The 24591-nt window shown below is 62.1% G+C and carries 30 protein-coding genes; 8 read left to right on the top strand and 22 right to left on the bottom strand.

Going from position 1 to position 24591, the window contains the following annotated elements:
* Window positions 1–15: 15 nt before the first annotated feature.
* Both WDB91_RS06555 and WDB91_RS06550 read left to right on the top strand, forming a co-directional pair.
* Window positions 16–1677, top strand: coding sequence for an acyl-CoA dehydrogenase family protein (locus tag WDB91_RS06555; RefSeq protein ID WP_339114331.1), 1662 nt, complete (start codon window positions 16–18; stop codon window positions 1675–1677).
* 87 nt (window positions 1678–1764) lie between these two features.
* A complete protein-coding gene (locus WDB91_RS06550; protein ID WP_339114330.1) occupies window positions 1765–2268 on the top strand; it encodes an N-acetyltransferase family protein in 504 nt (167 codons plus the stop codon).
* Window positions 2269–2278: 10 nt separating this feature from the next.
* Here WDB91_RS06550 and recO read toward each other — a convergent pair whose 3' ends face one another.
* The 12 genes from recO to folK form a co-directional block, all read right to left on the bottom strand.
* Window positions 2279–3001 carry a DNA repair protein RecO gene (gene recO / locus WDB91_RS06545; RefSeq protein ID WP_339114329.1) on the bottom strand — a complete coding sequence of 241 codons (723 nt, stop codon included), beginning with the start codon at window positions 2999–3001 and terminating at the stop codon, window positions 2279–2281.
* A gap of 1 nt (window position 3002) precedes the next feature.
* Window positions 3003–3329, bottom strand: a complete 327-nt coding sequence (locus WDB91_RS06540) for a DUF1491 family protein (protein WP_339114328.1) — start codon at window positions 3327–3329, stop codon at window positions 3003–3005.
* On the bottom strand, window positions 3329–4240 hold the full coding sequence (gene era / locus WDB91_RS06535; protein WP_339114327.1) for a GTPase Era: 912 nt from the start codon (window positions 4238–4240) through the stop codon (window positions 3329–3331). The genes WDB91_RS06540 and era overlap by 1 nt, the downstream gene beginning before the upstream one ends.
* Window positions 4237–4923, bottom strand: coding sequence for a ribonuclease III (gene rnc / locus WDB91_RS06530; protein WP_339114326.1), 687 nt, complete (start codon window positions 4921–4923; stop codon window positions 4237–4239). Before rnc ends, era begins: the two co-directional genes overlap by 4 nt.
* The gene (gene lepB, locus WDB91_RS06525) at window positions 4920–5708 is read right to left on the bottom strand and encodes a signal peptidase I (protein WP_339114325.1); all 789 of its coding nucleotides are present in this window, start codon (window positions 5706–5708) and stop codon (window positions 4920–4922) included. Before lepB ends, rnc begins: the two co-directional genes overlap by 4 nt.
* A 56-nt stretch (window positions 5709–5764) precedes the next feature.
* Window positions 5765–6190, bottom strand: a complete 426-nt coding sequence (gene acpS, locus WDB91_RS06520; protein ID WP_339114324.1) for a holo-ACP synthase — start codon at window positions 6188–6190, stop codon at window positions 5765–5767.
* Window positions 6187–6630: an ABZJ_00895 family protein gene (locus WDB91_RS06515; RefSeq protein WP_339114323.1), complete on the bottom strand. Its 444-nt coding sequence runs from the start codon at window positions 6628–6630 to the stop codon at window positions 6187–6189. The genes acpS and WDB91_RS06515 overlap by 4 nt, the downstream gene beginning before the upstream one ends.
* Before the next feature lie 18 nt (window positions 6631–6648).
* Window positions 6649–7392, bottom strand: a complete 744-nt coding sequence (locus WDB91_RS06510) for a pyridoxine 5'-phosphate synthase (protein WP_339114322.1) — start codon at window positions 7390–7392, stop codon at window positions 6649–6651.
* A gap of 78 nt (window positions 7393–7470) precedes the next feature.
* Complete coding sequence (locus WDB91_RS06505) at window positions 7471–8220, bottom strand: DUF2062 domain-containing protein (RefSeq protein ID WP_339114321.1); 750 nt, start codon at window positions 8218–8220, stop codon at window positions 7471–7473.
* Window positions 8221–8296: 76 nt separating this feature from the next.
* Entirely contained in the window at window positions 8297–10414 is a 2118-nt protein-coding gene (locus WDB91_RS06500) for a bifunctional (p)ppGpp synthetase/guanosine-3',5'-bis(diphosphate) 3'-pyrophosphohydrolase (RefSeq protein ID WP_339114320.1), read from the bottom strand.
* Window positions 10415–10448: 34 nt separating this feature from the next.
* Window positions 10449–10811: a DNA-directed RNA polymerase subunit omega gene (gene rpoZ, locus WDB91_RS06495; protein WP_339114319.1), complete on the bottom strand. Its 363-nt coding sequence runs from the start codon at window positions 10809–10811 to the stop codon at window positions 10449–10451.
* Between the two features lie 73 nt (window positions 10812–10884).
* Entirely contained in the window at window positions 10885–11469 is a 585-nt protein-coding gene (gene folK / locus WDB91_RS06490; protein WP_339114318.1) for a 2-amino-4-hydroxy-6-hydroxymethyldihydropteridine diphosphokinase, read from the bottom strand.
* 150 nt (window positions 11470–11619) lie between these two features.
* Here folK and WDB91_RS06485 point away from each other — a divergent pair, with 150 nt between their 5' ends.
* Both WDB91_RS06485 and WDB91_RS06480 read left to right on the top strand, forming a co-directional pair.
* Window positions 11620–12174: an NYN domain-containing protein gene (locus WDB91_RS06485; protein ID WP_339114317.1), complete on the top strand. Its 555-nt coding sequence runs from the start codon at window positions 11620–11622 to the stop codon at window positions 12172–12174.
* 105 nt (window positions 12175–12279) lie between these two features.
* Window positions 12280–12729 carry a YqaA family protein gene (locus tag WDB91_RS06480; RefSeq protein ID WP_339114316.1) on the top strand — a complete coding sequence of 150 codons (450 nt, stop codon included), beginning with the start codon at window positions 12280–12282 and terminating at the stop codon, window positions 12727–12729.
* On the opposite strand, the gene WDB91_RS06475 is transcribed toward WDB91_RS06480, so the two are convergent.
* From WDB91_RS06475 to WDB91_RS06465, 3 genes are read right to left on the bottom strand one after another with little or no spacing between them, the layout of a single operon-like run.
* On the bottom strand, window positions 12726–14042 hold the full coding sequence (locus tag WDB91_RS06475; RefSeq protein WP_339114315.1) for an MATE family efflux transporter: 1317 nt from the start codon (window positions 14040–14042) through the stop codon (window positions 12726–12728). The two genes, WDB91_RS06480 and WDB91_RS06475, sit on opposite strands and share 4 nt — an antisense overlap.
* A gap of 12 nt (window positions 14043–14054) precedes the next feature.
* Entirely contained in the window at window positions 14055–14561 is a 507-nt protein-coding gene (locus tag WDB91_RS06470) for a PaaI family thioesterase (RefSeq protein ID WP_339114314.1), read from the bottom strand.
* The gene (locus tag WDB91_RS06465) at window positions 14558–14980 is read right to left on the bottom strand and encodes a PaaI family thioesterase (RefSeq protein ID WP_339114313.1); all 423 of its coding nucleotides are present in this window, start codon (window positions 14978–14980) and stop codon (window positions 14558–14560) included. Before WDB91_RS06465 ends, WDB91_RS06470 begins: the two co-directional genes overlap by 4 nt.
* A 199-nt stretch (window positions 14981–15179) precedes the next feature.
* Here WDB91_RS06465 and WDB91_RS06460 point away from each other — a divergent pair, with 199 nt between their 5' ends.
* From WDB91_RS06460 to WDB91_RS06450, 3 genes are all read left to right on the top strand, one after another.
* Window positions 15180–15536 (top strand): MerR family DNA-binding transcriptional regulator, encoded by a 357-nt coding sequence (locus WDB91_RS06460; protein WP_339114312.1) that lies wholly within the window; start codon window positions 15180–15182, stop codon window positions 15534–15536.
* 215 nt (window positions 15537–15751) lie between these two features.
* Entirely contained in the window at window positions 15752–16150 is a 399-nt protein-coding gene (locus WDB91_RS06455) for a MerR family DNA-binding transcriptional regulator (protein ID WP_339114311.1), read from the top strand.
* Between the two features lie 200 nt (window positions 16151–16350).
* Window positions 16351–16563, top strand: coding sequence for a hypothetical protein (locus tag WDB91_RS06450; protein WP_339114310.1), 213 nt, complete (start codon window positions 16351–16353; stop codon window positions 16561–16563).
* Window positions 16564–16632: 69 nt separating this feature from the next.
* Here WDB91_RS06450 and WDB91_RS06445 read toward each other — a convergent pair whose 3' ends face one another.
* Window positions 16633–17232 (bottom strand): Hint domain-containing protein, encoded by a 600-nt coding sequence (locus WDB91_RS06445; protein ID WP_339114309.1) that lies wholly within the window; start codon window positions 17230–17232, stop codon window positions 16633–16635.
* Between the two features lie 257 nt (window positions 17233–17489).
* The gene (locus WDB91_RS06440) at window positions 17490–18179 is read right to left on the bottom strand and encodes a sulfotransferase family 2 domain-containing protein (protein WP_339114308.1); all 690 of its coding nucleotides are present in this window, start codon (window positions 18177–18179) and stop codon (window positions 17490–17492) included.
* A 102-nt stretch (window positions 18180–18281) separates the two neighbouring features.
* Between WDB91_RS06440 and WDB91_RS06435 the strand changes: the two genes are divergently transcribed.
* Window positions 18282–19301, top strand: coding sequence for a hypothetical protein (locus tag WDB91_RS06435; protein ID WP_339114307.1), 1020 nt, complete (start codon window positions 18282–18284; stop codon window positions 19299–19301).
* A 47-nt stretch (window positions 19302–19348) separates the two neighbouring features.
* On the opposite strand, the gene WDB91_RS06430 is transcribed toward WDB91_RS06435, so the two are convergent.
* The 5 genes from WDB91_RS06430 to WDB91_RS06410 all read right to left on the bottom strand — a co-directional run bounded on the left by WDB91_RS06430 (window position 19349) and on the right by WDB91_RS06410 (window position 24583).
* Window positions 19349–20890: an SPOR domain-containing protein gene (locus WDB91_RS06430; protein ID WP_339114306.1), complete on the bottom strand. Its 1542-nt coding sequence runs from the start codon at window positions 20888–20890 to the stop codon at window positions 19349–19351.
* 68 nt (window positions 20891–20958) lie between these two features.
* On the bottom strand, window positions 20959–21591 hold the full coding sequence (upp, locus tag WDB91_RS06425) for a uracil phosphoribosyltransferase (RefSeq protein ID WP_339114305.1): 633 nt from the start codon (window positions 21589–21591) through the stop codon (window positions 20959–20961).
* A 57-nt stretch (window positions 21592–21648) separates the two neighbouring features.
* Window positions 21649–22884, bottom strand: coding sequence for a phosphopentomutase (locus WDB91_RS06420; RefSeq protein ID WP_339114304.1), 1236 nt, complete (start codon window positions 22882–22884; stop codon window positions 21649–21651).
* On the bottom strand, window positions 22884–24191 hold the full coding sequence (locus WDB91_RS06415) for a thymidine phosphorylase (protein ID WP_339114303.1): 1308 nt from the start codon (window positions 24189–24191) through the stop codon (window positions 22884–22886). The genes WDB91_RS06420 and WDB91_RS06415 overlap by 1 nt, the downstream gene beginning before the upstream one ends.
* Window positions 24191–24583, bottom strand: a complete 393-nt coding sequence (locus WDB91_RS06410) for a cytidine deaminase (RefSeq protein WP_339114302.1) — start codon at window positions 24581–24583, stop codon at window positions 24191–24193. Before WDB91_RS06410 ends, WDB91_RS06415 begins: the two co-directional genes overlap by 1 nt.
* Window positions 24584–24591 lie beyond the last annotated feature (8 nt).

The following is a 24591-nucleotide window of genomic DNA, read 5'->3' as shown; positions in this document are numbered from 1 at the left end:
ATGGAGGAGTGATTCATGGCGCATGACGGGGCGGAGATGAGCATGAAGGGCATTATGGCAGGGCTGACCGGGCTGACGGGAGCGACCCTGCCCGAGATCGCCGCTCTGGTGGCCGGGGCCAAGGACGCCTTGCGCGCGAAGGTCACCAAGGACGGGCGCATCTCGGCAGCGGCCCTCGAGGACCACCAGTTCCAGGCCCATGCGCTGGCATGGCTTGCCACCTATGAGGAGAGCCTCAAACAGCTCCATGCATGGGCGGCGCGCGCGGGCGAGACCGGCCTCGGCACCATCGATGCGCTCCTGCTGCAGATCGGCTTCGGCGAATATCTCAACCAGATCGCGGGCGGCATCCCCATGAGCCAGGGCGAGATCGCGCGCCTGTCGGATCTGGAGATCAGCTGGACCCCTTCGGCCGAGGCGCGCGAGTTGATGGCGCATGGCAATAGCCCGCAAGCGCGCCAGACGCTCGTGGCCGAACTGCGCGAGCTCCAAGGGCGCTCGATTTTCGGCACCTCCGGTCTCGACGAGGAGCTGGAGATGGTGCGCGAGCAGTTCTACCGCTATGCCGAGGAAAAGGTGAAACCTTTCGCCCATGAATGGCACCTGAAGGACGAGCTGATCCCGATGGAGACGATCGGGGAACTGGCAGAGCTCGGCGTGTTTGGCCTGACCATCCCCGAGGAATATGGCGGTTTCGGCATGTCCAAGGCGGCGATGGCCGTGGTCACCGAGGAACTGTCGCGCGGCTATATCGGCGTGGGCTCGCTGGGCACGCGCTCCGAGATCGCGGCCGAGCTGATCCTGTGCGGCGGCACGGAGGAGCAGAAGCAGAAATGGCTCCCCGGTCTGGCTTCGGGCGAGATCCTGTCGACTGCCGTCTTTACCGAACCGAATACCGGCTCCGATCTGGGGAGCTTGCGCACCCGCGCCGTGAAGGAGGGCGATGACTGGGTGATCACCGGCAACAAGACATGGATCACCCATGCGCAGCGCACCCATGTGATGACTCTTCTGGCCCGCACCGACCCTGCCACGAGCGACTATAAGGGCCTGTCGATGTTCCTCGCCGAAAAGACGCCGGGCACCGATGACACCCCCTTCCCCACCGAAGGCATGACCGGCGGCGAGATCGAGGTGTTGGGCTATCGCGGCATGAAGGAATACGAGCTGGCCTTTGACGGTTTCCGCGTGAAGGGCGAGAACCTTCTGGGCGGCGAGGAGGGCCGTGGCTTCAAGCAGCTGATGGAGACATTCGAATCCGCCCGCATCCAGACCGCCGCGCGCGCGGTCGGCGTAGCGCAATCGGCCTGCGAAGTGGCGATGCAATATGCCATCGACCGCAAGCAGTTCGGCAAATCGCTGATCGAGTTCCCGCGCGTCGCCGGCAAGATCGCGATGATGGCCGCAGAGATCATGATCGCCCGCCAGCTGACCTATTTCTCGGCATGGGAAAAGGATCACGGCCATCGCTGTGACCTCGAGGCGGGCATGGCGAAACTGCTGGGCGCCCGCGTCGCATGGTCAGCCGCCGATAACGGGTTGCAGATCCATGGCGGCAACGGTTTCGCGCTGGAATACCAGATCTCGCGCATCCTGTGTGACGCCCGCATCCTCAATATCTTCGAGGGCGCCGCCGAGATCCAGGCGCAGGTGATCGCCCGCCGCCTTCTGGGCTGACCCCGACGGGTCGGGGCTCACGGGCCCCGATTTCCATTGCAAACCGCCTTCATCCGCGCAATCTGGGCGGAAAAGAAGGAGACCGCCATGATCCGTGACGCGCGCGCGACTGATGCCGAGGATATTCTGGAAATCTACAATGACGCGGTAGAGACCACGACCGCGATCTGGAACGAGATCCTCGTCGATGCCGAGAACCGCCGCGCATGGATTGCCGAGCGTCAGGCGGCAGGGTTTCCGGTCTTTGTCACAGAGATCGACGGCAAGGTGATGGGCTATGCAAGCTATGGCCCCTATCGCCCCCATGATGGCTATGCGCTGAGCATCGAGCATTCGGTCTATGTGCATCCGTCGATGCGCGGGCGCGGGCTCGGCACGCCGATGCTCGAGGCGCTGATCACCCATGCACGCGCGGCGGGCAAACATGTGATGGTCGCGGCAATTTCCGAGGACAATCCCGGCTCGATCAGGCTGCATGAACGGCTGGGCTTCGTTGAAACGGGCCGCATGCCGGAGGTGGGGCGCAAATTCGGGCGCTGGCTCAATCTGGTGCTGTTGCAGCTGAAGCTGGACGACCGGCCCGCGCCCTAAAGCCGCGATATCACAAGCGGGCGAGCGCCTCGACCAGACGCGCCCGTGCGGCAGGCAGCGGGCGGTTGCCCAGAGCGGGGGCCAGATGGGCGTTCAGGAAATGGCCCGTCAGCCCCAGCCCCGCCTCGACCTCGGCCAGCGAGGCAGGCCCCTGCCCCAGCAGGAATTGCGGCAAGGGCAGAAGGCGCGGCGCCCAATCGCCCGCGCCCGCACGGCTGACCGCTCGGCCCGTTTTGGGGCTGACATAGGCCAGATCGTCAAAACTGCCGGTTACCGCACAGCGCGTGAGGTCCAGCCCGTAGCCCAGATCCTCCAGCAGGCTCATTTCCCAGCGCAGATAATCCAGTATCCAGCCCTCATGGGCCTGACCGATCACATCGAACAGAGGCTCGGAGCGGTGATAAAGGGCAGGATGCGCCTCGCGGTCGGGCAGCGCGAAAGCCAGCAGAGCGCAGGTCGAATTGAGCCCCAGAAGCGCCATCCGGTCGGCCATGGCCCCCGCGCGGGATTTCAGAGGCTCGACAGTAAAGGACCCCAGCTGATCGGCCAGACGTGCCCGCCACGTCACGCTTACATGGCTGCCCGGTTGCAGATGCGCGGCCATCTTGCGCGAGGCCCCGCCCCGCACGATGCCCGCATGGCGGCCATGGGTTACGGTAAACACCTCGATCAGGCGCGAGGTCTCGCCCTGAGGACGGCTGGTCAGGATGGTGCCTTGATCAACCCAGTCCATCTCAATCCATCAAACCGTCTTCATCCAGCAGCGTGACGCCCTCGCGGCTCTCGATCTCGATCACCCAGAGGTCACGGTCGAAGCTGCGCTGTTTGCGGATCGAGGCATCGACATCGGGCTCGGGGCCCGACACCAGAGACATCCATTTGCGCGCGCCCGTCATCAGATCGAAACTGCGCTGAAAAGCCTCGGCGGTGCCATCAAGGCGGGCGCATTTCACCAGCACCGCGCCCGAGGCATCATTGCCATGCGCCGTCACATAGGCCGGAATATTCGCAAGCTCGAGCCGTTTGAGATAGGCCTTCACCCAGAATTCCGCCGTCAGCATCAATCGCCGTCCTTGAAATCCAGCCCCATCTCGGAATAGCGGTCGCGCTCTTCGAGCCAGTTCGGACGCACCTTCACCTGCAAGAAGAGATGCACGGTCTTGCCGAGGAATTCGCACAGATCGGCACGAGCGGCGGTGGACACGCCCTTGATGGTCTCGCCCCCCTTGCCCAGCACGATACCCTTATGGCCGTCGCGCGCGACATAGATCACCTGATCGATACGGGTGGTGCCATCCTCGCGATCGGTCCAGTGATCGGTCTCGACGGTGAGCTGATAGGGCAGTTCCTCATGCAGGCGCAGGGTCAGCTTCTCGCGGGTAATCTCGGCGGCGATCATCCGCATCGGCAGATCGGCGATCTGGTCCTCGGGATAGAGCCACGGGCCTGCAGGAACCTCTCCTGCCAGCCATTCGCGCAGATCCTCGACCCCATGGCCGCGCTCGGCAGAGATCATGAAGGTCTTCACAAAGGGGAAAGCGTCGTTGAGTTTCTGGGTCAGCGCCAGAAGATCCTCGGATTTCACCTTGTCGATCTTGTTGATCGCCAGTGCGACCGGCTGGTCGCCCCCGCGTTCCCTCAGCGCCTCGATGATCGCCTCGACACCACCGGTAAGACCGCGATGGGCCTCGACCAGGAGCACCACCACATCGGCATCCGCTGCGCCACCCCAAGCGGCCTTAACCATCGCGCGGTCCAGACGGCGGCGCGGGCGGAAGATACCGGGGGTATCCACGAAGACGATCTGGCTCTGGCCCGCCATCGCCACACCACGGATACGCGCGCGGGTGGTCTGGACCTTATGCGTGACGATCGACACTTTCGCGCCCACCATCCGGTTCAGCAGCGTCGATTTACCGGCATTGGGCTCGCCGATCAGGGCAACAAAGCCTGCGCGGGTCTCTTCGGTCATGCTTTCTTCTCCATCCGGTCGAGCAGGGCTCGGGCTGCGGCCTGTTCGGCCTGACGTTTTGCACGGGCCTTGGCACGGGCGCTTTCGCCATTTTCAAGTTGGGCTTCGATCTCGAAGACGGGCGCGTGGTCCGGCCCGTCCCGCGAGATGGTAACATATTTCGGCGGTGCGAGGTGACGGGCCTGCGCCCATTCCTGCAACGAGGTCTTGGCGTCACGGCTATCGGCATCCACGCTGTCGACACGGTCTCCCCAAAGACGCAGCACCAGATCGCGCGCGACCTCGAAACCGGCATCCAGATAGACGGCGGCGATCACGGCTTCCATCGCATCGGCCAGAAGAGCCTCCTTGCGGCGGCCGCCGGTCATCATCTCGGAGCGTCCGAGTTTGAGCACCGCACCCAGATCGATCTGGCGGGCCACTTCGGCGCAGGCTTCCTTGCGCACCAGCGCGTTGAAACGCGGCGCAAGCTGGCCTTCGGTGGCGGCTTTATCGGCAGAAAACAGTGCCTCGGCCATTGTCAGCCCCAGAACGCGATCGCCCAGAAACTCCAGCCGCTGGTTGTCGGGCCGGGTCTTGGTGGAGATCGACGCATGGGTCAATGCACGAATAATCAGCTCGGGCTTATCAAACTGATGCCCGAGCCGATCCATGAAGTCTGTTATGTCGCTTGAGATTTTCACTCGATTGCCTTGAAGAAACGATCCGGACGCCAGGTCCAGAAGAAGAAGAGCGACCGCCCTGCCGAAGAGAACATGATCCGGTCGGCGCGACCGATCAGATATTCCGCAGGCACGAAGCCCACACCGCCTGCGCGCACCGGCACGCGGCTGTCTTCGGAATTGTCGCGGTTATCCCCCATGAAGAAATACTCGCCTTCGGGGACGGTGAAGACTTCGGTGTTATCCACAAATCCCTGGGTGGTGATGTTGAGGATATCATGCGTCACGCCATTGGGCAGGGTTTCGCGCTGGCGCTCCTTGACGCAGGTGCCGCCCGTGCCCACCGGATCATTGGCGCAGCGCGGGGTCAGGCCCTGCGGACCTTGCGGCTCCTTGATCTCGGTAAAATCGGGGGCGCTTTCCAGCTTCACGGCCTTGTCGTTGATATAGAGCACACCGTCGCGCACTTGGATACGGTCGCCCGGCAGGCCGATCAGACGCTTGATGAAATCGACGCCTTTGGTCGGATGGCGGAACACCACCACATCGCCGCGCTGTGGGTCATGCGCGAAGATCCGGCCATTGATCGGGCAAGCCGAGAACGGGCAGGAATAGCGCGAATAGCCATAGGCCATCTTGTTCACGAACAGGAAATCGCCGATCAGCAGCGTATCCTTCATCGACCCCGACGGGATCCAGAAGGGCTGGAAGAAGAGCGTGCGGAACACGCCCGCGATGAGCAAGGCCCAGAAAACCGTCTTGATCGTCTCGATGATGCCGTTCTGGGGCTTCGACTTGGCTGCCATGCGGGGCGTGCTCCTTTGTAGCTTGCGCCCTTCCTTCGCGCGATGTGCGGGCGCTGTCAAGAAAGGCCAGCGCCGGAAGGGGTAGAAAGCGGTCGTGCTTCGATCACAACAAAGGCCTGTGCCCAGGGATGGTCATCCGTCAGGGTCACATGGATCACCGCCTCGTGACCGGCAGGCGTGATCTGCGCGAGCCGCTCGGCCGCCCATCCAGTGACCTCCATCACCGGCTGGCCGGTGGGCAGGTTGGTCACCGCCATGTCCTTCCACGAGATCCCCATCCGCAGCCCCGTGCCAAGCGCCTTCGAGCAAGCCTCCTTGGCCGCCCAGCGTTTGGCATAGGTGCCCGCGATATCGGCGCGGGCCTCGGCCTTGGCCTGTTCGACTTCCGTGAACACGCGATTGCGGAACCGGTCCCCGAAACGGTCGAGCGTATTCTGGATCCGTTCTATATTGGCCAGATCACTTCCGATACCGATGATCATGTCTTTGCCTGTCTGGCGGCGCGTTTCGCCTGCGCCTTCAGCGTCGATTTGGCAATATTCCGGAAAATGAAGCGCGAGGCGACCGCTGTCAGCACGAAGATGGCGCCCAAGGCGGCCAGCACATAGGCCGCGAATTGTGCAAGCGTCAAGCCGGTGAAGCTCTCGGGCACGAGCCAGTAGAAGGCCGCGCCTGCAAGACATTGCAACACCATAACGACCATCCCCGCCTGCAGACCGAAACGCCATGCGTCACCTTTTGTCGGAAGGCGTTCGTGCTTCTGCGCATAGCATTGGCCCTCGACGAAGGCCGCGATGATGACGGGGATGAGCGCGATTGATCGGGCTTCGATATAGATGCCCGCCATGGAGAGCCCTGTTAGCAAGACGCCCAGACCAAGCATCGTGGCCACAAGAACCAGAATATATCTTTTGAAATTCATACGTTTCTCATCGACCCCTCAACCGCGGGCCGCATCCATCAGATGGCGCATATGCTCGACAGCCGGCCGCAGACCGAGGAAGACAGCCTCGGCAATCAGGAAATGCCCGATATTGAGCTCCTTGATCTCCTTGATCGCGGCAATGGGCGAGACGGTGTCATAGGTCAGCCCGTGACCCGCATGGACCTCGAGCCCCAGCGAATGCGCATAGGCGGCTCCGGCGGCCAGCGCCTCGAGTTCGAGATCACGCTCGGCAAAACGGCCCGCAAAATGCATATCGCAGTAATGGCCGGTATGCAGTTCGATCACCTGCGCGCCGATCTTGGCCGAAGCCTCGATCTGGGCCGGCTCGTGGCCGATGAACATCGAGACACGGATACCGGCATCGACCAGAGGCTTGAGATATTCGGTCAGACGCGCCTGATCGGCGGCGACATCCAGCCCGCCCTCGGTCGTCACCTCCTCGCGCTTCTCGGGCACGATACAGCAGGCATGCGGGATATGGCGCAGGGCGATGGCCTGCATCTCGGGAGTGGACGCCATCTCGAAGTTCAGGGGTGTGCTCAACTCGGCCCGCAGCGCCTCGATATCGCTGTCGCGGATATGGCGGCGATCTTCGCGCAGATGCGCCGTAATGCCGTCAGCCCCCGCCTCTTCGGCCAGTTTAGCCGCACGGACAGGGCTCGGATAGGACGAGCCGCGGGCGTTACGGATCGTAGCGACGTGATCGATATTCACGCCAAGACGGAGTTTCTTCGACATTTATGGGCCAACCTTCAAGGCAATCAACTTGCCCCGAGTATGGCCCGTCTCACGGGCGGATTGAACCCCAATATGACGTCAGCTCTCGCGCTTTGCGGCCTTGTCGCTGGCGCGGCGTTCGGTACGCTCGCGCGAGCGGGCGACAAGCTTGGCGCGGGCCTGTTCGAGGCGCTCCTTGAGCCGCGCGCGACGACGGTTCTGATAGGCCGAGATGAAGGGCAACGTAACGTAATACATCACGATCCCTGCGATCAGCCCCGGCAGAAGCCCGCCTACCAGATAGGGCAGCCAGACATCCTCGAAGAACTGTTTCAGCCCGCCCCATTCGGTCTGCGCAGGCGTGAAGACCGAATAAAGGTTATGCACCAGATCATGGCCTGCCCGGGCAAATACCTCGCCCAGCGTGGTCGCGGCCTGCGGATCGGGCGAGAGGATTGATCCGCCCTGCCCCAACTCCGTCTGATGCGGATGGTCCTCACCCAGAATGAACCGCCCGAACTGGGTGGCCGAGACGGCGATGATCGGGAAGGTCAGCGGGTTGCCGAAAAACGTGCCGAGGATCGAGGCGATGATATTGCCCCGCAAAATCCACGCCAGAGCCGCAGCGCCGAAGAAATGCAGTCCGAAGAAGGGCGTGAAAGAAATGAACACCCCAGCCGCAATGCCCCGCGCGATACGCTGCGGGCGGTCCGGCAGGCGGTTGATGCGGTGTTTGACATACTGGAAGGCACGAGACCATCCCGTACGCGGCCACAAAGCATCCCGCGCGGCGATCAGGACAGGTTTTTTATCACGCCGCTTGAACACGTTGAACTTACTTCCCTTCATCCGCTGACACTGGCTGTGCGCGGATTACCACGCAACCATCAAGGCCCGCTTACAAGGTAGACGCAACCGCCAATCGTCAGGGCTTATGCGATAAATCGCGCCAGCGTTCCACCTGTGCCACATCTGTTTCGGCTTCGAGCGCTGTCAACAGGCGGTGGAGATGCTCCATATCCCGCAACTCCACCTCTATGATCAAAGAGTAAAAGTCCGGTTTCCGGTCCACGAAATTCAGATCCGAGATATTCGCCCGTTGCTGACCGATCAGGGTGCAGATATGCCCCAGCACACCTGCATCATTCGAGATCGTGACCTTCAGCGAAGCGGTATAGACCGGCGGATGCTGGCCGCCCTGCCAATGCAGATCGACCCAGCGCTCGGGTTCGCTCTCCACATCCTCCAGCGCCGGGCAGTCGATCGAATGGATGACCACGCCCTTGCCGCGATAGGTGATACCCACGATCCGCTCGCCCGGAAGCGGCTGACAACAGCCTGCGCGGGTGAAGCTCTGATCGGCGCCGAGGCCGATCACGGCACGCGTCGGCTCGATAGTCTCCTCGCGGCGATGGATCAGTTCAGGGTAAAGGACGCTGATCACCTCGCTCGAGGTGATCTCCGCCGACCCCAGCCGCGCCAGCACCTCGGTCTCGTCGGTCAGCCCCAAAGCCTTGGCGGCGGTGCGCAGCGCCTTGTCGGAGACCTTGCGCCCCACATGCTCGAAGGCCACACGCGCAAGCTCGGAGCCCAGTTTGACAAAGCGGGTCCGGTCTTCCTCGCGCAGGGATTTGCGGATGGACGCCCGCGCGCGTCCCGTGCCTACGATATCGAGCCATGTCGCCTGCGGGCGCTGGCCGGAGGCCGTAATCACCTGAACGGACTGGCCATTTTTCAACCGCGTCCACAAAGGCACGCGGATACCGTCAACCTTCGCGCCCACGCAGGAATTGCCGATCCGTGTGTGGATGGCATAGGCGAAATCGATGGGGGTGGCGCCTTTGGGCAGCTTGACCACATCGCCTTTGGGGGTGAAGCAGAAGACCTGATCGGAATACATCTCCAGCTTGACGGTCTCGAGGAATTCCTCGTGATCGCCCTCGCCGAAACGCTCGGTCAGGGTCGCGATCCACTGCGCCGGATCGACCGCGAACGGGTTCGACGAGCGCGCCCCGTCCTTATAGGCCCAGTGGGCGGCCACACCCGATTCGGCAACCTCGTGCATCTGGCGGGTGCGGATCTGGACTTCGACACGTTTGCCATCGCGCCCCGATACGGTGGTATGGATCGAGCGGTAGCCGTTGGTTTTGGGCTGGCTGATATAATCCTTGAACCGCCCCGGCACAGCGCGCCAGCGATGGTGGATCAGCCCAAGCACGCGATAGCATTCGGCCTCGGTCTTGGTGATAACCCGGAAGCCGTAGATGTCGGACAGGCGCGAGAAGGCGAGCTGTTTCTCCTCCATCTTGCGCCAGATGGAATAGGGGCGTTTGGCACGGCCAAACACATCGGCGTCGATTTTCGCCTCTTCGAGCAGCAGACGGATGTCGCCCGAGATCTTGGGGATCACATCCCCCGTCTCTTTCTGCAGCCCGACAAAGCGGCGGATAATCGAAGTCCGCGCCTCGGGGTTGAGCACCTTGAAGGCCAGATCCTCCAGCTCCTCGCGCATCCACTGCATCCCCATACGCCCTGCCAGCGGCGCATAGATCTCCATGGTCTCGCGGGCTTTCTGGGCCTGCTTCTCGGGCTTCATCGACTTGATCGTGCGCATGTTATGCAGACGATCCGCCAGTTTCACGAGAATAACCCGCAGATCCTTCGACATCGCCATGAACAGCTTGCGGAAGTTTTCCGCCTGCTTGGTCTCGGAAGAGGACAGCTGCAGATTGGTCAGCTTGGTCACGCCATCGACCAGCTCGGCGATAGGCTCGCCAAACAGCCCTGCGACCTCCTTGTAGGAGGCACGGGTGTCTTCGATCGTGTCATGCAAAAGGGCGGTGACGATGGTCGCATCGTCGAGGCGCATCTCGGTCAGGATCGCGGCGACCGCAACCGGATGCGTGAAATAGGGCTCGCCGGACCGGCGGAACTGCCCTTCGTGCATCTGTAGCCCGTAGCTATAGGCGGCACGGATCAACCCGTCATCGGTCTGCGGGTTGTAATTGCGAACGAGCGCGATCAGGTCTTCGACATCGATCATTTACGCTCGTTCCGCATTTTCTCGTATGTTCAGATTACTCGCGGCCTTGCGCTTCCATCAGCGCGCGCAGCATCCGCTCTTCGTTCATGTCATCATCGGCGGGCTTGTCTGCCGTGGCGGGCTCGCCCGACATCAGCTGTGCCATCTGATCGTCTTCGGGTTCGTCGACTTCGATCTGGGTCTGGTTCGCCTCGATCAGACGCTCGCGCAGATCATCTGCGGATTGGGTCTCGTCGGCGATTTCGCGCAGGGCGCAAACCGGGTTCTTATCGTTGTCACGATCAACCGTCAGGGCAGAACCAGCCGCAATCTCGCGTGCACGATGGGCAGCAAGCATCACCAGTTCGAAACGGTTCGGGACTTTGTCAACGCAATCTTCAACCGTCACGCGGGCCATATGTCACTCCAGTCGGATCTCGGGGAATGTCTGAACCGCCTACATAGGCAGAAACGTCACGATTGACAAGCGCTCATTCACACAACTGCGCCGGATCGAAGGCCGTGAGCCCCTCGGTCTGCGCGGCAGGCAGCTCCGCGATCATCTGACGGACCGTCTTCAAGGTCAATGGATGACGCCAGTTCGGGGCGACCTCGGCCATGGGAATCAGCACGAATCCGCGGTCTTCAAGACGTGGATGGGGCAGGATCAACTCCTGCGGGGTGGCGATCTGCTGCTCTTCGAAGGGAAGCCCTCTCCAGTGACGCAACGTCATTTCTTCTGGTAAGACCCTGTCACCATAGGCGATCAGGTCCAGATCGATCACCCGCGCGCCCCATCGCACCAGTCGCGTCCGTCCCAGCTCCGCCTCAATTTCATGCAATAAATACAATACGTCATAAGGGCTGCCGGATACCTCGAAACATCCACAGGCGTTGACAAAATCCGGACCGCTTCCCGCCGGATAGGCAGGCGACCGATAAAAGCGAGACATTGCCGATGGGCGAAGTGACGCATCACATAAGCGCTTGAAGGCTTCCTTGATTGCATCAGATGGGCTACCGAGTGCAGAAGGAACATTGGCCCCAAAGGCGATGATAATCGTGTTACTATCCATTTAGACAGATACCCATGATCATATTGCATTGCTATCTGACAGCGATATCACTCGCGAAGTCTAATGAGTAGATGAGTTTCGAGCATCTAACCACACCACTCTAGATGCTTTTGGTTGTAGCGAGTGTGAAATAGAAAGGAATTTGATTTCATGTTCTACAAAGACGAACGGCTTGCGCTGTTCATTGACGGCTCGAATCTTTACGCAGCGGCGAAATCGCTCGGGTTCGACATTGATTACAAGCTCCTGCGTCAGGAATTCGAACGTCGCGGGAAGCTGGTACGCGCCTTCTATTACACCGCGCTGCTGGAAAACGAGGAATACTCCCCGATCCGCCCGCTGGTCGACTGGCTGCATTACAACGGCTATGCGATGGTAACCAAACCCGCCAAGGAATACACCGATTCCATGGGTCGCCGGAAGGTGAAGGGCAATATGGATATCGAACTGGCGGTCAATGCGATGGAGCTTGCGCCCCGTCTCGACCATGCCGTGCTCTTCTCCGGTGATGGCGATTTCCGCCCGCTGGTCGAGGCACTACAACGTCAGGGCGTGCGCGTCTCGGTCGTTTCGACAATCCGTTCGCAACCGCCAATGATCGCGGACGAGCTGCGCCGTCAGGCCGATAATTTCATCGAGCTGGATGCGCTGCGCGATGTTGTCGGCCGCCCCCCGCGTGAGCCGCGCGAAGACGACCAAAGCTGAGCCGGACCAACACTCACGGAACCAGTTTGACGGGCGAGGCATTTCCATGCCATCGCCCGTTTCAGTTTAGCGGCCTCACCTGACCGCCATCGACAGGACCACTGCATGCTCGATCTTACCGCCTCCCTTGCCGGCCTGTTCTTCTCCGGCCTGCTGGCGGCGACCCCTATCCCTGCACAATCCGAAATCGTGTTTGTCGCAATGCAGACGGCTGATGCCGCGCCGATCGGCCTGATGATCGTGATTGCGGGCATCGGGAATACGCTTGGCGCGCTGATTACCTATTACATCGGTGCGGGCGTCACCCGCTGGCGCGACCGGAAATGGTTTCCCGCCAGCGAGAAACAGCTCGAGCGCGGGCATCGCTGGTTCGAGCGCTGGGGCAACTGGCTGCTGTTTCTCAGCTGGGCGCCGGGCGGTGATCTGATCTGCCTTATCGCGGGCATCTTGCGGAAATCGTTATGGCAGTTCATTCCGATCGTGTTTCTGGCCAAGACCGGTCGCTATGCCGTTGTCGCGCTCATTGCCGCCAAGACGATGGAGATCGTCCACTAACTCGTGGCCACCCGCCGCTCGAGCCCCGGATAGAGCCCGCCCAAAGTGAGCGCGCGCAGGAAATTCAGCACCATCAGCGCGCCCCAGAGCCCGTGATTGCCCCAGAGCGGCACCATTACAAACAGCAGACCGGCATAGATCGTGACGGTCACGATCATCGCATTGCGCATCGCCCGCGTCTGGGTCGCCCCGATGAAGATCCCGTCAAGGATATAGCTGCCGACACTCACCAGCGGCATCACCACAAGCCATGGCAGATAATCCCGCGCCACGCTGCGCACTTCTCCGGCCTGTGCCATGACGTCGATGATTTTCCCGCCCGCAACCGCGAAGACCAGCCCCAGCGCCAGCGAGAAGCCAAGCCCCCAGATTCCGCTGATCCCGCCTGCGCGACGCAGCCGCGCCACGGAGCCCGCGCCCACCGCTTGCCCCACAAGGCTCTCGGCCGCAAAGGCGAAACCGTCCAGTGCGAAGGACGTAATCTGCAGGAACTGCAAGAGCACCTGATTGGCCGCCAGCGCCACATCCCCCCGCCCTGCCGAGAGGAACAGGAAGGTGGTAAAGCTCGCCTGCAGCAGCACGGAACGGATCATGATATCGGTATTGACCCGGAGAAGCTTCATGAGTTCGACCCTGTCGAAGAGCCGCGCAATCCGCATTGCGGCAGGCACGAAAGCCCCGCGTGCCAGCCAGAGCGCCCCGAGCGCACCAAGCACCTCCGAGATCAGCGTCGCCCATGCCACGCCCTCGACGCCCCAGCCAAGCCCCAGCACGAAGAGGAAATCCAGCCCCACATTCAGCGCATTCATCGCCACCTGTATCAGCAGGATCGAGCGGGTGCGTTCCAGCGCGATCAGCCAGCCGATCAACCCGTAAAGCCCGATCGTGGCGGGCGCCCCCCAGATGCGGATCGCGAGATAGTCACGCGCAAGGCTCTCGACTGCGTCGCTGGCAGGCGCCAGACGAAACGCCAGTTCGAAGAGCCATCCCTGCAATGCGATCAGCGCCAGACCCGCGACCAGCGCGATCAGGAGCGCGCGCAAGAGCCCTGCGGCGGTTTCCACCCTGTCCCCGCGCCCATGCGCCTGAGCCACGAGCCCCGTCGTGCCCATGCGCAAAAACCCGAAGACCCAATAAAGCGAGGACAGGATCACCGCCCCTACCCCGACAGCCCCGATCGGCGCGGCCTCACCCAGCTGCCCCACGACCGCCGTATCGACAAGCCCCAGAAGCGGCACCGTCACATTGGAGAGGACCACCGGCAGGGCGATGGCCAGAACGCGGCGATGCGTAATCGCTTGGGAACCTGTCACGGAGGGCGTCTCTTATCGGGCCAGATCGGCGGGTTCGGGCATCAGGAAATGGCCCGTTGCCTGTGCAAAGGGACGCGCGCGGTTATCCTGCCACGCCTCGACGAAGACGCTGGCATAGCGCCGCCCCGAACGGGTGACCCTTGCGCGCGCATAGGCATCGCGCGGCAGACCGGGCCGCAGATAATCCATCGTGATATCGATGGTCTTGGGCATCGGCGGGATACGGTCGAGCGTGACCTTCTCCTTCTCGAATTCCGGCCAGAGCGTGGACCAGCTCAGCTCGATGATCGCGGTGATCTCCATGAAGGCCGCCGTTGCACCACCATGCAATGCAGGCACCGAGGCATCCCCGATGAGGCTGTCCTTATAGGGCAGGATCGCGGTCAGCTCGTCTCCACGGCGGTCGAACTCGACGCCGAGGAAATTGATATAGGGCACTGCCGCCACCAGCTGGCGTAGCGCCTCGTCGCGGCGTTTCTTGATGACCTGAACGGGTTCGGGGGACAGACGGGTTTTCATTGGGCCGCCTCCTCGGGCAGATAGACCGTGAAAGCTGCGGTCGCCTGCGCCACAGGCACATCATCGGGCCCGCCACTCTCGTCGCGGGCGATCGCGCGCACGAACGCCACACTGCGCGAGATGCGGTAAACCTCGGCCGAGGCGGTGATCGTCTGCCCCGGAACGGCCGGGCGCATATAATCGATCCGCAGATCGAGCGTCGCGGTGCTCTGGGGGTTTGCGGGATGGGCCATGACCGCCGTTGCACAACAGGTATCCATCAGCACGGAAACCGCGCCCCCATGAACAACGCCGGTCTCCGGATCTCCGATCAATTTTTCGTTATATGGCAACGCCATACGTGCCTTCCCTTCGGAGACCTCGACCATCCGCATATCCAGAGATTTGCAGTGGGGAAGACCCTCAAGGAAAGAATTCATCAAAAAATTGCTGCTTTTGCCATCATATGTTGGCTTATTATTCTCGGTCATGGACTGTCTCCATCTTTTTCTCGCGGACAGTATCTGCCCCCGCGCGCCCAATACAAGGGCCTTCACCTCCGGGATGCTACCGCTGATTGCGGTTGAAATAACGGCCAGTGCTGTTAGCGTATCGCCACTGAGACGAATGGGGAGGCGTATGCTCAACCTGAAGGAAATGTGTGCAAAATTCGACGTCACTCCTCGAACGCTGCGCTATTACGAATACATTGAACTGCTCGCGCCCATGCGTGAGGGGCGTAAAAGGTTCTATGGTCCAAGGGAAGTCGCAAGGATGACGATCATCCTGCGCGGGAAACGGTTCGGCTTCTCTCTGGAGGAGCTGCGCCAGTGGCTCGAGATATATGATACCGACGGAACGGACGAGCAAAGACGTGTCTTTCTGGAGCTTTCCGAGCGTCAGTTGGTGGTTCTGGAACAGCAGCGCAGCGAGCTGGACAAGACGATTGACGAGTTGAGGAACCTGCGCGAACAAGCGCTTACCCAGAGTAAGTAACATGAAAGAAACTTGATCTTTTACCCTTGGGAAGGCATATCGCCTCTAGGTGGTGCTCCGGCTTTCACCTTATATTCAAAGCCTTTTATATGTCACGACATTCTGTCCAGTCGGGCATAACGCGCTGCACCACAAGCGCATTTTTTTTCAAATATCGAGTAACGCATAGGTGGAAATTTCTCTGCTACCTGTGCATTAGACTGTGTGAGGCACGGATGGAAAATGAAGTAATGACGATCCGCGAGATGTGCGACGCCTTCGAGGTAACCCCGCGCACACTCCGGTTCTATGAGAGCAAGGAACTCCTGTTCCCGATACGAGAAGGCCAGAAGCGGCTCTTTACCCGCCGCGACCGGGCCCGTCTCAAGCTGATCTTGCGGGGGAAGCGTTTTGGCTTCAGCCTCGAGGATATCCGGCAGCTGCTGGATCTCTACAGCATCGGCGACAATCAGGTGACCCAGCTAACCGAAACACTGAAGCTCGCGCGCGTCCGCCTGCAGGAAATGCAGCGGGAACGCGACGAACTGGCCGCGGCGATCAACGAGCTGGATGCGGAAATCTCGGCAGGCGAAGGCAAGCTGCAGGAACGCCGCGCGGAGAGCTCGGCCGCCTGAGCTGGCCTGCAAGACAAGACAAAGGTAGGGGCGCCGTCCACCGGTCCGACCCATTTTCCACGGCCGGCCGCCATCCACTCTGGCAAAGCCGAAAGCCCAGGATCACCGGACCCGCCCCTACCACTCCGGCCTTCTTCTGTCCATGCACTCAAAATCTTGCCATATTCTCCGGTTAACGAGAGAAAAACAGCAGGATCGCAATGCCCAAACGCCTCAGACTAACCCGCCGCTTCCCTGCCGCCATGACCAATGACGGCTATCGCCGCCTCCAGCGTTTTGCGCAGGAGGCGGGGCTGTCGCAGGACGAAGCGCTTACATTCATCTTCGAGAATTTCAGTTCGGTTTTCCGAGAGGATAATCTGTCGGCCCGCCTGAGCCTGTTCAAGGCGGAACTGGTCGAGCGCAAAGCCTGATCATCAGCAAAAGGCATGCCGGAGGGAGGTGGCAGCCTTGCCCTCCGGCATAAACCAACGCCGCGCTTTTCAGAGCGCGGCGTCATCCTCTTGGCCGGTTTCATCCCCTTCCTTGAGCGCGTCAATCACGGCACGCGCCGCCTCGACAGGAAGGGAGATATAGGAGGGCAGATTGCCCCCGATCAGCTGTTCTAGCCCTGCGGTCGAAGTGCCGCCGCAATGCACCAGCCCCGCCCCGTTAACATAGATGACCTCGTCATCGGCAAATTGCAGCGTGTAGACGGACAGGCGCTGTGCAGTATCGGCCCGCGCGATACCGCGATAGCCGGTGAGCGCATGGGCAGGCACCAGAACGAAGGGATCGCCAAACGCATCCTCGGCCATATCGCTCTCGATCATCACATATTGGTTTGGCTGCAAGACGATCGCATCGCGATTACCCAAAGCCTGTGCCGGAACCGCAACGAGCTGTCCGTGATCGGGACAATCCGCGCTCCCCGCCAAAGACAGCGACCGTGCGATCCGGCGCAAGGGTCGATATCCATGATCGAACGTCATGACCTCGTCATCGGCCTGAAGCGTCTCGACCGCGCGCCACCCGAATTTGGTCAGCACCAATGTCCCTTCACAGAGCCCTTCTGTCTTGCCTTCCGAAGATGCGGCGAACATCTGCCGTGCATTTGGCCGCGTGTCGAAGGCAGACCGCACAGCAGGATTTTTTACTTCCGAACCAGTTCTCAACCCAAACACAACCAAACTCCATCGCTAAGTCCCTCAACTCCGAGGGGAACTGACGCTAGTTTCAACCTTGCGTAGTGGAAATACGACGGCGCAATTAAGGTTAATTAAAGGCGAAACCTTACGGAAACCCTTCTCTTTAAAGACAAAAGCTTCGAAATGAGGCATCCATTTAGAAATTCAGTCCGTTAACGATTAAATTTATAGTTGAATTGCGCGATATCCTCGGCGCAGATCTCGGCCACAAGATCGACCGAGGAAGAATCATAATACCGACGGTAATCCGCCTCGCGCTCGGAACGGTTGGCGACAGGCAAGACGCCAAGCGCAAACCCCAAATGCGCCTCCAGCGCCGCTACATCCTCGACAAAATGCTCGAGCCGGATGAAGCTGCTACAGCACAGCCCTCCATCGGGCAGCCGCATATAGCTGGCGTAGGAATGCGCCTGAAGGCTGCGCCGGATCAGCGGTTGGGCAAGAAACGCCCCGAAACCATAGGTCTTTGCCGCATGCACCGCCCCATGGTCGAAGCCCTGCCCCCGCAGCCAGTGATAGTAGCTCACCAACCTGTCCCACGGGTTGCGCACCAGCGTGAAGGTAAAATACCGGCGCGCTTCCTCGGGCGTATAGAGACCGATCCCGTCCGACAGTGTGGCATGTTTCCACTTCCGCCCCGCCATCCGCATCCCGTCCACACGCTTGCGGCGACGCAGGGCCTTGGGCGTGTCCCCGATCATCAGATCATCGGCCATCGCCCGCGCCTCCAGCGCGAGCGCAAGCGCCGTGCCTGCAGTCTTGGGAATATGGACGAAGATATAGCGGCGGCCATGCGAGACGATCATTTCCCCAATCTGCCGCACAATGCCGGCTTTGGGCAATGGGATTCGCCTCCTTCCCATAAGACACGGCAATCAACCTGATTGACCCTGCACCGCGTTCGTCTATCTTTAATGGCAATGATAAGAACAGAAACGTAGCAGATGGTTTCCCTACCGAAATATGATCGCCTCGAGGCGACTGGTCGCTGGACACAAAGTGCCGAGGCCGCTCCGCAAGAGGTCATCCTCTCTTTCGGTCGCGCCTCTCTGGTCCTGTCCGAGGTCAAGGAAACCCGCTTCATCTCGCATTGGTCGCTGCCGGCAATGGTCCGGATCAATCCGGGCAAGCGTCCCGCCATCTATGCGCCCTCCGAAGAGACCGATGAACGCCTCGAGATCGAGGAAGAAACGATGATCGACGCCATCGAGCGCGTCCATCAAGTGATCGCCGCGCGCAAACCCCATCCTGGACGGCTGCGCGGCGTGCTCTATGCCAGTCTCGCGGTGGCTGTGCTGGGTGGGGGGGGCTTCTGGCTCCCCAGCGCACTGATCAGCCATGCGGCCTCCGTGGCCCCGCCCCCGACACGTCAGGAGATCGGTCAGCATCTGCTACGCGATCTCGTCAAACGCACAGGCGCCCCCTGTGGCGGCGAGGCAGGCAACGAAGCCCTGCGCAAGCTGGCCGCCCGCATTCCCGGCACCGCAGGCATTGCCGTTCTGCCCGAAGGTGTGAGCGGTGTGCGCTGGTTGCCCGGCGGGATCGTGATCATGGGTCAGGATCTCTTGGAGAAATACGATACCCCCGAGGTGGCCGCAGGCGCGATCATCACCGCCGAGGTCGATGCTCAGGCGCATGATCCGCTGCGGCGGCTGCTCGATTGGGCGGGGATCGGCGCGGCGTTCCGGCTCCTGACAACGGGGGCATTGGGGAGCGATGATCTGATGGGCTATGACAGTGTGATGCTGGATCAATCCGCACCACTGCCCGACAGCACCGCGCTGCTGGCGGCCTTCAAGACGGTCGGCGTCTCCTCGACCCCCTATGCCTATGCGCTCGATCCCTCGGGCGAAAAGGTGCAGCCCCTGATCGAGGCAGATCCGTTCAAGGGCGCCCCTGCCCCGATGCCGCTTCTCGATGACAGCCAGTGGGTCGCATTACAGGATATTTGCAACACCGAATGAAAAAGCCGGCCTCACGGGGCCGGCTTTCTTACAGATCGGTCTAACCCTTAGCGGATATAGGCGTCGCGGAAACCGGCCTGACGGGCGGTGCCCAGAGCACCGGAAATGGAACCGCCATCGAAGGGCCCCGCATAGACGATCACCAGCCCCTTGGACGTGCGGCTCGAGGCCACCGGCAGGCCGCTGGCCCGCAGGCGGGCCTTGGCCGAGGCCGCATTCGAGGCATCCGCATAGGCCCCAACCTGCACGAAGCGCCCCGAGGCGACCACCTTGCGCGTTTTCGGCGCGGGTGCGGTGCGCGGGGATTTTGACGAGACAGAGACCTGCACGGACGGCTGGGGGGCTGCATAGGCCGTAGGATAGGGGATCAGCTTGGCGGGCACGGAGTCATCCCAGAGCTGACGCATCTGCGCATCGCCCGAGGTCGTGCGCGGCCCGCGGAACGGGTTCAGGCGACCATCATCGAAGGCGGGCTCGTATCCACCCGGGTTCGAGGAGGAAATCGCCACCGGCGCGAGGCTTACCGGCGCATTCGGCGTCTTCACATAGACTTCACGCGGGATCGCATAGGGCGAGCTGGCGGCGTAGGCTTGCTGCGAACTGGCCCCGACCGTCACGGTCTCGGTGCTGCTCGGCACCGGTGCGGGCAGACGGGTGGTGTTATGGTTGATCTTGGCGCGCGACGGAACCGGGGCGTTTTGTGCCACCGCTACACCACCGGTGACATAGGGCGACTGGTAACCGCCCGACGGGTTGCTGCTCGTCCGGACTGTCAGGTTGCCGACATTCGCGGTATTGATGAAGCTGGCCGGATCCTGCACCGGAGCGCCACAGCGCAACACGGAGCGCCCATCGCTGAGCATATAACGGGTGGCCTGGGCGGGGCTGTTGGGGCAACTCGTCGTTGCACCTGCGACCACCTGTGTGCTGGCGATCGTCACGGCAGGCGCAGCGCCCTGCAGCATATAGGGGGAGACATAGCCGGAGGCTGCAGGAGTGCTCTGGGCAAGGACCGTGGGGGCCACGCGGCTCGGCGCGCCGGGAACGGGGGCGGGCACCTGACCTGCGGCAGGCACGGGCTGCGCTGTCGCAACCGCACGGCCGATCCGCGGCGGGGTGGTGGTCAGCGCGATGGTGGGCATCGGCGCATTCCGCCCGCCCTTATAGCCTGCCAGAGGATCGGACGCGGGCTTGGCGACGGGTTTCGCGGCAGGCGTGCTGGCGGCCATTGTCGGCGCGGGCGCGGGTTTCTCCACGGGCGCAGGCGTGGCCTCGGGCGCGGGTTTCTCCACGGGCGCAGGCGTGGCCTCGGGCGCGGATTTCGCGATATCGAGAACCTTCTCATTGCTGCCGAAAGTAGGTTTGTAGTTACAGATCGGCGTGCGGTCACGATTCACGCGCGGCACCCAGCGCACCACATTGCCAAAGCCACCCCGCACGAAGACGCAGCCCTGACTATCCACATATTGCCGCCCCTTGTAGGAGGCAGGAGGAAGTTCGGCGGGGGCGCTCTCTTGGGCGAAAGCGGCTCCGGCCGTGCCCAGAACCGCTAGGATCACAGTGCTCGTCAACAGGCGGCCCATACGCATATTCCATCCTCGAGGTAGAAGTTACCTAAAGATGAATGAGGACGGGCCGCAAGTAAAGCTCAAATGGCTTATTTGGTGCCAAAGATACGGTCACCCGCATCCCCTAGACCCGGCACGATATAACCGTGGTCATTGAGGCATTCGTCGAGCGCCGCCGTCACAACCGGCACATCGGGATGGGCTTCCTTCATGCGGGCCACGCCTTCCGGGGCTGCCAGCAGGCAGAGGAAGATGATGTTCTTGGCACCCTTCTTCTTGACCAGATCGATGGCGGCGACCGAGGAATTGCCCGTGGCCAGCATCGGATCGACCACGATGGTCATGCGCTCTTCCAGAAGGTTCGGCAGTTTGGAGTAATATTCCACCGGCTGGAGCGTCTCGGGGTCGCGATACATGCCCACAAACCCTACGCGCGCGGCGGGGATCAGCTCGAGGATCCCGTCCAGAAGCCCGTTGCCCGCGCGCAGGATCGACACCAGTGCCAGCTTCTTGCCTTCGAGGATCGGCGCATCCATCGGCTGCATCGGGGTGTCGATGCGCAAGGTGGTCAGCTCCAGATCGCGGGTGACCTCATAGGCCAGAAGCAGGCTGATCTCGCGCAGCAGCTGGCGGAAGGATGCGGTGGAGGTATCGGCCTTGCGCATGAGCGTCAGCTTGTGCTGGACGAGCGGGTGATCGACGACGGTGAGATGCTGGCCCATTGGCCTCTCCTTCTTGTGGCTTTCCCTGCGGAACGGTTCGGTCTGTCCCTTATGCTATCAAACGGGACTGTGCAAAAGGAAGCTGTTCCCCGTTTTTTGCATAGCTGGCACGGAAAGGCCCAGATGGCCGGCAACCGAGGCCGCCACATCGACAAACCCCACCTGCCCCAGCGCCCGCACCCCGAGCCCCGCCGCGAGCACGGGCACCCGCTCGCGGGTATGGTCGGTGCCCGCCCAGGTCGGGTCATTGCCATGATCGGCGGTGAAGATCGCCAGATCACCAGGGCGCAGCGTCTCGAGGAAGCGCGCCGCCCCCCGATCGAACCATTCGAGCGCCCGCGCATAGCCCGACACATTGCGCCGATGCCCCCAGAGACTGTCGAATTCGACGAAATTGGCAAAGGTCAGACTGCCCTCTTCCGCCTCTGTCCCCAGCCGCACCAGATGGTCCATCAGATCGGCATCATTCTTGCCCTTGTGCAGATGGGCAATGCCACGATGGCTGAAAATATCGCCGATCTTGCCAATTGCATGGGTCGTGCGGCCCGCATCGTGCGCCCAGTCCAGAAGCGTGGGGGCGGGCGGAGCAATGGCGAAATCGCGGCGGTTGGGTGTACGGATAAACCTGCCTTCGCTGCCGGTGAAGGGCCGCGCGATGACCCGCCCGATTTTCATCCCGTGCAGACGCGGGGCGATGTCGCGGCAAAGCTGCAGAAGACGCTCGAGGCCGAAGGTCTCCTCATGCGCCGCAATCTGGAAGACGCTATCGACAGAGGTATAGCAGATGGGCCAGCCCGTGCGGATATGCGCGTCGCCCAGATCCTCGATGATATTGGTGCCCGAGGCATGGCAATTGCCCAAGATCCCTTCCGTGCCCGCGCATCGCGCCACGAAGTCCACCAGATCCGGCGGGAAGCTGTCCTGTTTGTCGGGGAAATAGCCCCAGTCCCACGGCACGGGAACACCCGCCAGCTCCCAATGACCCGAAGGAGTGTCCTTACCCTTGGAGATCTCGCTGGCCGCGCCCCATGCCCCTTGCGGTTCGGCCCCAAGCCCGGGGGCCACCTCGCCCGAGGCGAGCCGCACCGCCGCCCCCAGCCCCAACCGGTCGAGCGTTGGCATCCGCAGCGGGCCAGAGCGCCCGTCTTCGGCACGCCCTTGCGCACAGGCCTGCGCGATATGGGCAAGCGTATTGGCGCCGGTATCGGGTGTGCCATCATTGAAAAACGCATCGGCATCGGGGGCACCACCAATCCCCACACTGTCCATCACGATCAGGAAGGCGCGGGTCATCAGGCAAGCCTCTCATGGATCAGCGGCGGCTCTTCGGGGCGGCTGTCGCTCAGCTGATAGGCAGCCTGCACCCGCGCAACCGCGCGTTCGGCGGCCTCGGGGGTGGCGGCATGAACCATCGCCAGCGGCTCGTTCGGCTCGCGGTCCTCGCCGATCATCGCAAGGCTCGACAGGCCGACGCCCGGATTGATGCGATCGCCCGCATTCATCCGCCCGCCGCCCAGCTGCACCACCGTCTCGCCCAAGGCGCGCGTGTCGATCCGCGCGATATAGCCACGGCGCGGTGCCGGCACAGGACGCATTACCGGCACAGAGGGCAGCCGGTCGAGATAATGTTCGACGAAATCATTGGGCCCGCCAAGCCCAGCCACCATCCGCCCGAAGACCTCGGCCGCGCGCCCGCTCTCGAGTGCGGCATCAATCCGCGCCGATCCCTCATCGGCTGTCTTGGCCAGCCCCGCAAGCAGCAAAGCCTCGCCACCCAGGGCCGAGACCACATCCCACAGCGCCTCATTGACCTGATTGCCGGTCAGCGTTTCCATCACCTCGATGATCTCGAGCGCATTGCCGGCCGCGAAGGACAAAGGCTGGTTCATATCGGTGATCAGCGCCGAGGTGCGGCAGCCCGCGCCATTGGCCGTATCGACCAGCGCCTGCGCCAGACCGAGGGACTGGTCATGCCCCGCCATGAACGCGCCCGAGCCAGTTTTCACATCCAGCACCAGTGCATCAAGCCCCACCGCCAGCTTCTTCGACAGGATCGAGGCGGTGATCAGGTCGATGCTTTCCACTGTGCCGGAGATGTCGCGGATCGCATAAAGGCGCTTGTCTGCGGGCGCGATCCGGTCATTGGCGCCGATAATCGCACAGCCGACCGCGGCCACCAGATCGCGGAAGCTTTCTTCGTCGGGATTGACCGTATAGCCCGGAATGGCCTCCAGCTTGTCGAGCGTGCCGCCCGTATGGCCCAGACCCCGTCCCGAAATCATCGGCACATAGGCGCCGCAGGCCGCAAGCGCCGGTGCCAGCAGGAGCGAGGTGCAATCACCCACACCGCCTGTCGAATGTTTGTCGACCACCGGCCCGCCCAAATCCCAGCGCATGACGCGGCCGCTGTCGCGCATGGCCTCGGTCAGCGCCACCCGTCCCGAGGTGCCGATCCCGCGACACAGGACAGCCATCGCAAAGGCCCCTGCCTGCGCATCTCCAACCGAGCCGTCCACCAGCCCGCGAGTGAACCATTCAGCGGCCTCCACGCTCAGGCCACAGCCATCGCGGACCGTCTCGATCACACGGCGCGCATCCATCAGGCGTTGTCCATATGGCTCTTGTCGAATTGGCCGGGCAGCAGATCGCCGATTGTCGTCTTCAGCGTGGCACCCGACAACGTGCCCAGCGTAACCGGCGTGTCTTTGGCGCCGAATTCGGCCAGCTTCTGGCGGCAGCCGCCACAGGGCGGGACGGGCGTCGGACTATCGGCAATGACAGCGACTTCGGCCAGCTCGGTCTCGCCTGCCGCGACCATTGCCGCAATCGCGCCCGCTTCGGCGCAGGTGCCTTCGGGATAGGCCACGTTCTCGACATTCACGCCCACATAGACCGTTCCCGAGGCCGTGCGTAGCGCCGCCCCGACCTTGAAGTTGGAATAGGGCACATAGGCATTTTCGCGCACCTTGCGCGCAGCATCGAGAAGCGTCATCCCATCAT

Source organism: Thioclava sp. GXIMD2076, assembly GCF_037949795.1.
GTDB classification, from domain to species: domain Bacteria; phylum Pseudomonadota; class Alphaproteobacteria; order Rhodobacterales; family Rhodobacteraceae; genus Thioclava; species Thioclava kandeliae.
Note: the sequence above shows the minus strand (reverse complement) of the source record. Positions and strands in the feature narration are given on the sequence as shown.

Coding starts and splice junctions, on each gene's coding strand:
- WDB91_RS06555 (WP_339114331.1), top strand. CDS start 16: ATGGCGCATGACGGGGCGGAGATGAGCATGAAGGGCATTATGGCAGGG.
- WDB91_RS06550 (WP_339114330.1), top strand. CDS start 1,765: ATGATCCGTGACGCGCGCGCGACTGATGCCGAGGATATTCTGGAAATC.
- recO (WP_339114329.1), bottom strand. CDS start 3,001: ATGGACTGGGTTGATCAAGGCACCATCCTGACCAGCCGTCCTCAGGGC.
- WDB91_RS06540 (WP_339114328.1), bottom strand. CDS start 3,329: ATGCTGACGGCGGAATTCTGGGTGAAGGCCTATCTCAAACGGCTCGAG.
- era (WP_339114327.1), bottom strand. CDS start 4,240: ATGACCGAAGAGACCCGCGCAGGCTTTGTTGCCCTGATCGGCGAGCCC.
- lepB (WP_339114325.1), bottom strand. CDS start 5,708: ATGGCAGCCAAGTCGAAGCCCCAGAACGGCATCATCGAGACGATCAAG.
- acpS (WP_339114324.1), bottom strand. CDS start 6,190: ATGATCATCGGTATCGGAAGTGATCTGGCCAATATAGAACGGATCCAG.
- WDB91_RS06515 (WP_339114323.1), bottom strand. CDS start 6,630: ATGAATTTCAAAAGATATATTCTGGTTCTTGTGGCCACGATGCTTGGT.
- WDB91_RS06510 (WP_339114322.1), bottom strand. CDS start 7,392: ATGTCGAAGAAACTCCGTCTTGGCGTGAATATCGATCACGTCGCTACG.
- WDB91_RS06505 (WP_339114321.1), bottom strand. CDS start 8,220: ATGAAGGGAAGTAAGTTCAACGTGTTCAAGCGGCGTGATAAAAAACCT.
- WDB91_RS06500 (WP_339114320.1), bottom strand. CDS start 10,414: ATGATCGATGTCGAAGACCTGATCGCGCTCGTTCGCAATTACAACCCG.
- rpoZ (WP_339114319.1), bottom strand. CDS start 10,811: ATGGCCCGCGTGACGGTTGAAGATTGCGTTGACAAAGTCCCGAACCGT.
- folK (WP_339114318.1), bottom strand. CDS start 11,469: ATGGATAGTAACACGATTATCATCGCCTTTGGGGCCAATGTTCCTTCT.
- WDB91_RS06485 (WP_339114317.1), top strand. CDS start 11,620: ATGTTCTACAAAGACGAACGGCTTGCGCTGTTCATTGACGGCTCGAAT.
- WDB91_RS06480 (WP_339114316.1), top strand. CDS start 12,280: ATGCTCGATCTTACCGCCTCCCTTGCCGGCCTGTTCTTCTCCGGCCTG.
- WDB91_RS06470 (WP_339114314.1), bottom strand. CDS start 14,561: ATGAAAACCCGTCTGTCCCCCGAACCCGTTCAGGTCATCAAGAAACGC.
- WDB91_RS06465 (WP_339114313.1), bottom strand. CDS start 14,980: ATGAATTCTTTCCTTGAGGGTCTTCCCCACTGCAAATCTCTGGATATG.
- WDB91_RS06460 (WP_339114312.1), top strand. CDS start 15,180: ATGCTCAACCTGAAGGAAATGTGTGCAAAATTCGACGTCACTCCTCGA.
- WDB91_RS06455 (WP_339114311.1), top strand. CDS start 15,752: ATGGAAAATGAAGTAATGACGATCCGCGAGATGTGCGACGCCTTCGAG.
- WDB91_RS06450 (WP_339114310.1), top strand. CDS start 16,351: ATGCCCAAACGCCTCAGACTAACCCGCCGCTTCCCTGCCGCCATGACC.
- WDB91_RS06445 (WP_339114309.1), bottom strand. CDS start 17,232: ATGTTCGCCGCATCTTCGGAAGGCAAGACAGAAGGGCTCTGTGAAGGG.
- WDB91_RS06435 (WP_339114307.1), top strand. CDS start 18,282: ATGGTTTCCCTACCGAAATATGATCGCCTCGAGGCGACTGGTCGCTGG.
- WDB91_RS06430 (WP_339114306.1), bottom strand. CDS start 20,890: ATGCGTATGGGCCGCCTGTTGACGAGCACTGTGATCCTAGCGGTTCTG.
- upp (WP_339114305.1), bottom strand. CDS start 21,591: ATGGGCCAGCATCTCACCGTCGTCGATCACCCGCTCGTCCAGCACAAG.
- WDB91_RS06420 (WP_339114304.1), bottom strand. CDS start 22,884: ATGACCCGCGCCTTCCTGATCGTGATGGACAGTGTGGGGATTGGTGGT.
- WDB91_RS06415 (WP_339114303.1), bottom strand. CDS start 24,191: ATGGATGCGCGCCGTGTGATCGAGACGGTCCGCGATGGCTGTGGCCTG.
- WDB91_RS06410 (WP_339114302.1), bottom strand. CDS start 24,583: ATGACGCTTCTCGATGCTGCGCGCAAGGTGCGCGAAAATGCCTATGTG.